7 protein-coding genes are annotated in these 5227 nt (G+C 74.0%); 3 read left to right on the top strand and 4 right to left on the bottom strand.

What is annotated here, in order from left to right; translation table 11 throughout:
- Positions 1 to 174 precede the first annotated feature (174 nt).
- Positions 175 to 921 carry an SDR family NAD(P)-dependent oxidoreductase gene (locus HW578_RS22500; RefSeq protein ID WP_198372951.1) on the top strand — a complete coding sequence of 249 codons (747 nt, stop codon included), beginning with the start codon at positions 175 to 177 and terminating at the stop codon, positions 919 to 921.
- A 13-nt stretch (positions 922 to 934) separates the two neighbouring features.
- On the opposite strand, the gene HW578_RS22495 is transcribed toward HW578_RS22500, so the two are convergent.
- Complete coding sequence (locus HW578_RS22495; RefSeq protein WP_198372950.1) at positions 935 to 1423, bottom strand: hypothetical protein; 489 nt, start codon at positions 1421 to 1423, stop codon at positions 935 to 937.
- A 142-nt stretch (positions 1424 to 1565) separates the two neighbouring features.
- On the bottom strand, positions 1566 to 2297 hold the full coding sequence (locus HW578_RS22490; protein ID WP_198372949.1) for an MlaA family lipoprotein: 732 nt from the start codon (positions 2295 to 2297) through the stop codon (positions 1566 to 1568).
- A gap of 202 nt (positions 2298 to 2499) precedes the next feature.
- Between HW578_RS22490 and HW578_RS22485 the strand changes: the two genes are divergently transcribed.
- Together HW578_RS22485 and HW578_RS22480 are read left to right on the top strand one after the other, a co-directional pair.
- Entirely contained in the window at positions 2500 to 3309 is an 810-nt protein-coding gene (locus tag HW578_RS22485; RefSeq protein WP_198372948.1) for a bestrophin-like domain, read from the top strand.
- Positions 3306 to 3689: a hypothetical protein gene (locus HW578_RS22480; protein WP_198372947.1), complete on the top strand. Its 384-nt coding sequence runs from the start codon at positions 3306 to 3308 to the stop codon at positions 3687 to 3689. Before HW578_RS22485 ends, HW578_RS22480 begins: the two co-directional genes overlap by 4 nt.
- 9 nt (positions 3690 to 3698) lie before the next feature.
- Here the strand turns inward: HW578_RS22480 and HW578_RS22475 are convergent, their stop codons facing one another.
- Positions 3699 to 4679 carry a hypothetical protein gene (locus HW578_RS22475; RefSeq protein ID WP_198372946.1) on the bottom strand — a complete coding sequence of 327 codons (981 nt, stop codon included), beginning with the start codon at positions 4677 to 4679 and terminating at the stop codon, positions 3699 to 3701.
- On the bottom strand, positions 4676 to 5092 hold the full coding sequence (locus tag HW578_RS22470) for a DUF6524 family protein (RefSeq protein ID WP_198372945.1): 417 nt from the start codon (positions 5090 to 5092) through the stop codon (positions 4676 to 4678). The genes HW578_RS22475 and HW578_RS22470 overlap by 4 nt, the downstream gene beginning before the upstream one ends.
- Positions 5093 to 5227: the final 135 nt, after the last annotated feature.

Genomic DNA, 5227 nt, shown 5'->3' with positions numbered 1-5227 from the left:
CGGTCGCGGGCGCCATGCGGACCCGGGCCGGCGTCCGCCGTGAAGCGCAGGCTCCGGCCCGGCGCGACGATGCCGGCCCCCGGCCGGGCAGGGGCTGCGGCGCGCCCGTCTCGTCAGCGCCGCGGGCGCGCGGTAGGAACGCGCGGGTGCATCGATAGCGGGGAACGACAGGACATGGCAGGACGCGGCAGGACGGCGCTGGTCACCGGCGCGGGGCGCAACATCGGGCGCGCGGTAGCGCTCGGCCTGGCGCAGGACGGCTTCGACGTGGTGATCAACGGGTCATCGGACCGCGCCGCCTGCGATCGCGTGGCCGAGGAAGCCCGCGCCTTCGGCGTGGCCGCCGAGGTGGTGATGGGCGATGTCGGCAGCGCCGAGGAATGCGCGCGCATCGCCGCCGCCGCCATCGCGCGCTTCGGCGCGGTGGACGTGCTGGTGAACAACGCCGCGCTGCGCCCGCAGAAGCCCTTCCTGGAGATGACCGAGGAGGAATGGCGCCGCGTCATGGCGGTGGACCTCGATGCCGCGGTGTGGCTGTGCCGCGCCTGCCTGCCGGGCATGGTGGCGCGCGGCTGGGGTCGGGTGGTGAACTTCACCGGCATGAACGCCATCCACGGCTATGCCGGGCGCGCGCCGGTGAGCGTGGCGAAGCACGGCGTCTGGGGCCTGACCAAGGCGCTCGGCAAGGAATTCGGCCCGAAGGGCATCACGGTGAATGCCATCTCGCCGGGTCCGATCGCGGCCGATGACGAGGCCGGGGCGGCGCTCTCGCCCTATCGCCAGGCGATCGTGGCGCGCGTGCCGCTGGGGCGCGAGGGCCTGCCCGCGGAGGTGGCAACGGTGCTGCGCATGCTGGTCTCGGACGGCGGCGCCTATGTGAACGGGCAGATGCTGCAGGTGAACGGCGGCGCGCAGACCTGACCGCCGCGGCGCGTCAGCCGACGCGCTCGATGCTGCCGTCCAGGTCCATGATGGCGGTCACCACCTGCAGCGTGGGGTGGCGGCGGGCGGCCTCGGCGCGGAAGGCGCCCAGCGCCTGGGCATGCTGGGCGGTCTCCTGCGGGCGGGTGGCCAGCGCGCCTTCGCCGAAGGCGAGCTTCGCAGCGCCGCAGTCGCGATGCGTCATGGCCATGACCTGGCGGATTCCGTGCAGCTGCACGGTCACGTCGAGGTTGTCCCAGAAGGCGGCATGCCAGGTGGCGAAGCGCGGATGCACCGCGCCGATCGGCCCGCCGGCGATGGTGAACTGGCTGTAGCGGTCGCGCAGCCCGTGGGACGACATCCAGAGGAAGCTGCCGGTGGTGAAGCGCGGGTCGATGCAGTTGAGCAGCATGGCGTCGTAGCGGCCCGATCCGGCCGCGGCGCCGCGCGCGAAGCCGGCAGCGGCCAGCAGGCCGAGCACCGCGCGCCGGCCCGGACGCACGGTGCATCCGCAGCCGGGGGCGTGTTGGTGGCGAGGCGTGGCGTCGGTGCAGCTGCGCATGGGGCCCTCGTGCTGCGGCGTCAGGCCGCGCGGGCATCATGCGGCGCCGGGGCTTAACCCGGCGTTGCCGGGCGCGACGGCGTCAGGGCGCGGCGGCAGCCACCTCGCGCGGCGGCGCATCCTCCTCGTCGTCCTCCAGCCCGGCCACGCGGTCGGCAGGGCAGGCGGCGGCGCGGCGCTGCAGGAAGGCGCTGCGATGCACCGCGTAGGAATCGAGCGCCTGCTCGTCGATCCGCTGCAGTTCCGCGTGGAAGGCAGCATAGGCGGTGAACAGGTCGCCGCTGCGCCAGCCGAGGAAGATCTCGGACCCCACCACCTGAGACAGCGCCGCGCTTGTCGCGACCATGGCCCCCGCATCGCGCAGCGTCGACGGACCGATCAGCGGCAGCACCAGGTAGGGTCCGCTCGGCACGCCCCAGCTGCACAGCGCATCGGCGGTCGCCATCGGCCGGCGGGGAAAGCCGAGCGAGGCCGCCGCATCGGCGACGCCGGCGAGCCCGAGCGTGGAGTTGATGCCGAAGCGCAGCGCCGCGTTGCCCGCGCGCGGCAGGTCGCCGGCCGCGACCGCGCTGATGGCGGTGATCGGCTCGCCCAGGTTGGCGAAGGCATTGGCCACGCCCTCGCGCACCCCCTGCGGCGTGTACTCGACATAGGCCTCGGCGACCGGGCCCAGCACATGTGCCTGCAGCAGCCGGTTCAGCGCATGGATCCGCCGGTTGACAGGCTCGAGCGGATCGGGCGCGGCCTGGGCGGGCAACACGCCAAGCCCAAGGGCGAGGCCAATGAGGGGAAGCAATCTGGTCGAGCGACGCATCCGGTCCGCCTTCGTCCTGGCGCAGGCCCGCACGCGCCGCGTCTTGCGGCCGGACGGAACAGGGGTGCCGCGCGCTGCGCGCCGCCCGACGGCATTAGTGTATTTTCGGTTAACGCGGAACCGGAAACTGCGCCGCCCGCTAACCGCTTGGTGAAGCCGCCCATGCCAGGCTCCCGCCCTCACCCGGAGGCCGGCGCGCGCCATGCAAGCCCTGATGTTCCTGCACGACCTGCCAAGCACGCTGGTCTACGCGATCTTCATGGGCGTGGCGGGCGGCAGCGCGGCGCTGGCCTGCGTGCTGCTCGCGCCGCTGGTGCGCGCGCCGCAGACCAAGGAGATGCTGGATGTCGCGATGCGCACCGGCGGCGCCATCACCGCGGCACTGACGCTCACCCTGGCCTTCTGCGCCGTGCAGGCGCGCGGCCAGATGGCCGAGGCGCAGCGCCTGGTCCAGGCCGAGGCCAACGCCATCGCCGGCCTGGCGCGCACGGCCGAGCGCATGGGCGCGCCCGGCCATGCGCTGCTGCCGCCCATCGCCGCCTATGTCGCCGAGATTGCCGGCGCCGAGTTCCCCGCCATGGCGCATCACGGCCGCAGCCCCGACACGCAGCGCCGTGCCGAGGCGCTGGAGGATGCCGCGTATCTTGCTGCCGCTTCGCTGTCCGACAGCCTGGCCGCCGACCTGATCGACCAGGCCGACCAGGTCGAGGCCGCGCGCGAGGCGCGGCTGCATGCCGCGGGCGCCGCGCTGCCGATGCAGTTCTGGATACTGATCCTGCTGCTGGGCGGGCTGCTGGTAGCGACCGGGCCGATCTATCCGGCGCGCCCGCATGTGGTCGCCATGTTGGGCATCCAGTCCGCCGCGCTCGGCGCGCTGGTCGCCTTCGTCTTCCTGATGGACCAGCCATTCCGCGGCGAGTTCACCGTCTCGGGCGAACCCTATCGCGTGCTGGAACGCAGCCTGGCGCACCGCGGCGCACTGATCCGCCCGGCGCGCATGATCAGGCAGTGACCGCGCCCGGCGCGCGCCGCGGCCCGCGGCTCGCGGCGCTGGAAGGCATGGGCGGGCGGCTGCTGCTGTACCGCGATTGCCTCCGCATCGAGCGCCACGGCCCCTGGTTCACGGCCGTGAACCTGCTGTCGCATGTCGAGCGCGAGATCGAGACGACCATCCTGCTCGACCGCCTGGTCGCGGTGCATCTGGTCCAGTCCCTGCTGCTGGTGCAGTTCCTGCGCTTTACCTATGCCGGCGCACCGGCGCCGACCGGCCACTACCTGCGCGACGCCTTCGCCGGGAACGCCTTCCTGTTCTCGCTGGTGGACAACCGCCCGCTGTTGGCGATGAAGGCGCGCATCGTGGCCGCGGCGCGCGCCCGCGACGCGGCGCTCTGACGCAGGGCGTCAGCCCTGCGCCATGCCGCGGAACCAGGTGGTAGATCGCAGCACGCCCTCGGGGCGCGGGGACAGGCCCTCGGCCTCGATCAGCGTGGCGACGCGGCGCGCGGCCTCGGCCTCGGTGGCCTGGCGACCGGTCACGCGGCGGTACAGCGCGGCGGCGTGCAACGCATCGGTGCGCGCCACGCGCCCGCGCGGGTCGGCCTGTGCGCGCAGGAAGGCACGCACCTCGGTCGCGGCGGCGGTGCCGGTGGCGATCCCCCGCCGGGCGCCTTCGGCCTGCACGACGGCGCGTGCTTCCGCCGCGCTCAGGCCGTGGCGCACCACGCCCTCGGTCAGCAGCGCCAGCTCGGCCTCGGGATTCGCGAGGCCATCCGCCGCGCGCAGCCGAACGAGCTCGGCGAAGCCGGCTTCGCCCGGGCGCGGCGGCTCCGGGTCCGGCGGGACGATGGTCGCGCCGCCGGTCGCGGCGGCAGCGGCGATGATCGCGCCGGCCGGATCGACCGCCTCGGCCCGAAGCCCGCCGACGGGCGCGCAGGCTGTGCAGGGCAGCACGCGCGCGCTGCCATCGAGCTCCATCAGCTTGATCTCGACGGCGAGGTCCGGGTGACGCTCGCGCACCGCCGCGGCGGCGCGCTGCATCACGCCATGGTGCTGGCGCAGTTCCTCCGCCGGGTCGTCGGCCAGGCGACGCCCGGCCCAGAGGTGCATCGCCCCGCAGTCGCGGTGGTTGACGAAGACCACGCTGCGCACGCCATGCAGCTGGCGCGACGCCGCCAGGTTCTCCCACAGCGCGGTGCTCCAGGCCGGGCGGTTCGTATCCACCGCGGCCAGCGCGGCGCCGGCGATGCGCATCTCGCTGTAGCGGTCGGTGCGGCCGAGCGCGGCCATCAGGAAGGTGGTGTCGTCGGTCAGGCGCGGGTCGATGCCGCTGACCACGAATGCGTCGGCCTTGCGCGGCGGCGCGGCCTGGGTGGCGGGCGTCACTTGTTGAGGTCCTCCGTATGCGAGATGCCGCCCAGGCGGTGATGCAGGTGCGAGTAGCAGAGCCCCGCGGTGAACACGCCGGCCAGGCTGGCGAGCGCGCCGACCAGCAGCGTGTTGCCCGCCAGCAGCGCGCCGCCGGCCAGGTGCAGCCCGGTCATGCCCATGCCGACGCAGAAGGCGATCACCAGCAGCACGCCGCGCGCGCCCAGGACACCGATCGTGGTGCGCCACATCACCATGCAGATCACCGCCAGCGCCGCGCCGGTCGCGAGCTTCACCCAGAACCAGTCGAAGCCCGCCAGCACCCAGTGCAGGAAGGACGTGCCGGACGGGTTGTAGATCGCGAAGACGATGAACAGGCAGAACAGCGCGCGCGAGACGACGCCGCGCCAATCGAAGCGCGCGACGCTCATGGCGCCACCGCCTGCGCGCGGTCCAGCGCCAGCGCCGAGAGCCGCGCCTGCGCCTGCGCCTGGTCGGCCGCGATGCGTCGGCGCAGCGCGGCGCGCCAATTGCCGAGCGCCTCCGCGGTGGCGGGCGGAAGGGTG

This window comes from Roseomonas rosulenta, from assembly GCF_016106005.1.
Lineage (GTDB): Bacteria > Pseudomonadota > Alphaproteobacteria > Acetobacterales > Acetobacteraceae > Neoroseomonas > Neoroseomonas rosulenta.
This window is presented reverse-complemented; position numbering and strand designations above follow the sequence as displayed.

Bases quoted from the DNA above. Each gene is read 5' to 3' on its own strand.
- HW578_RS22500 (WP_198372951.1), top strand. From the start codon at position 175: ATGGCAGGACGCGGCAGGACGGCGCTGGTCACCGGCGCGGGGCGCAAC.
- HW578_RS22490 (WP_198372949.1), bottom strand. From the start codon at position 2,297: ATGCGTCGCTCGACCAGATTGCTTCCCCTCATTGGCCTCGCCCTTGGG.
- HW578_RS22485 (WP_198372948.1), top strand. From the start codon at position 2,500: ATGCAAGCCCTGATGTTCCTGCACGACCTGCCAAGCACGCTGGTCTAC.
- HW578_RS22470 (WP_198372945.1), bottom strand. From the start codon at position 5,092: ATGAGCGTCGCGCGCTTCGATTGGCGCGGCGTCGTCTCGCGCGCGCTG.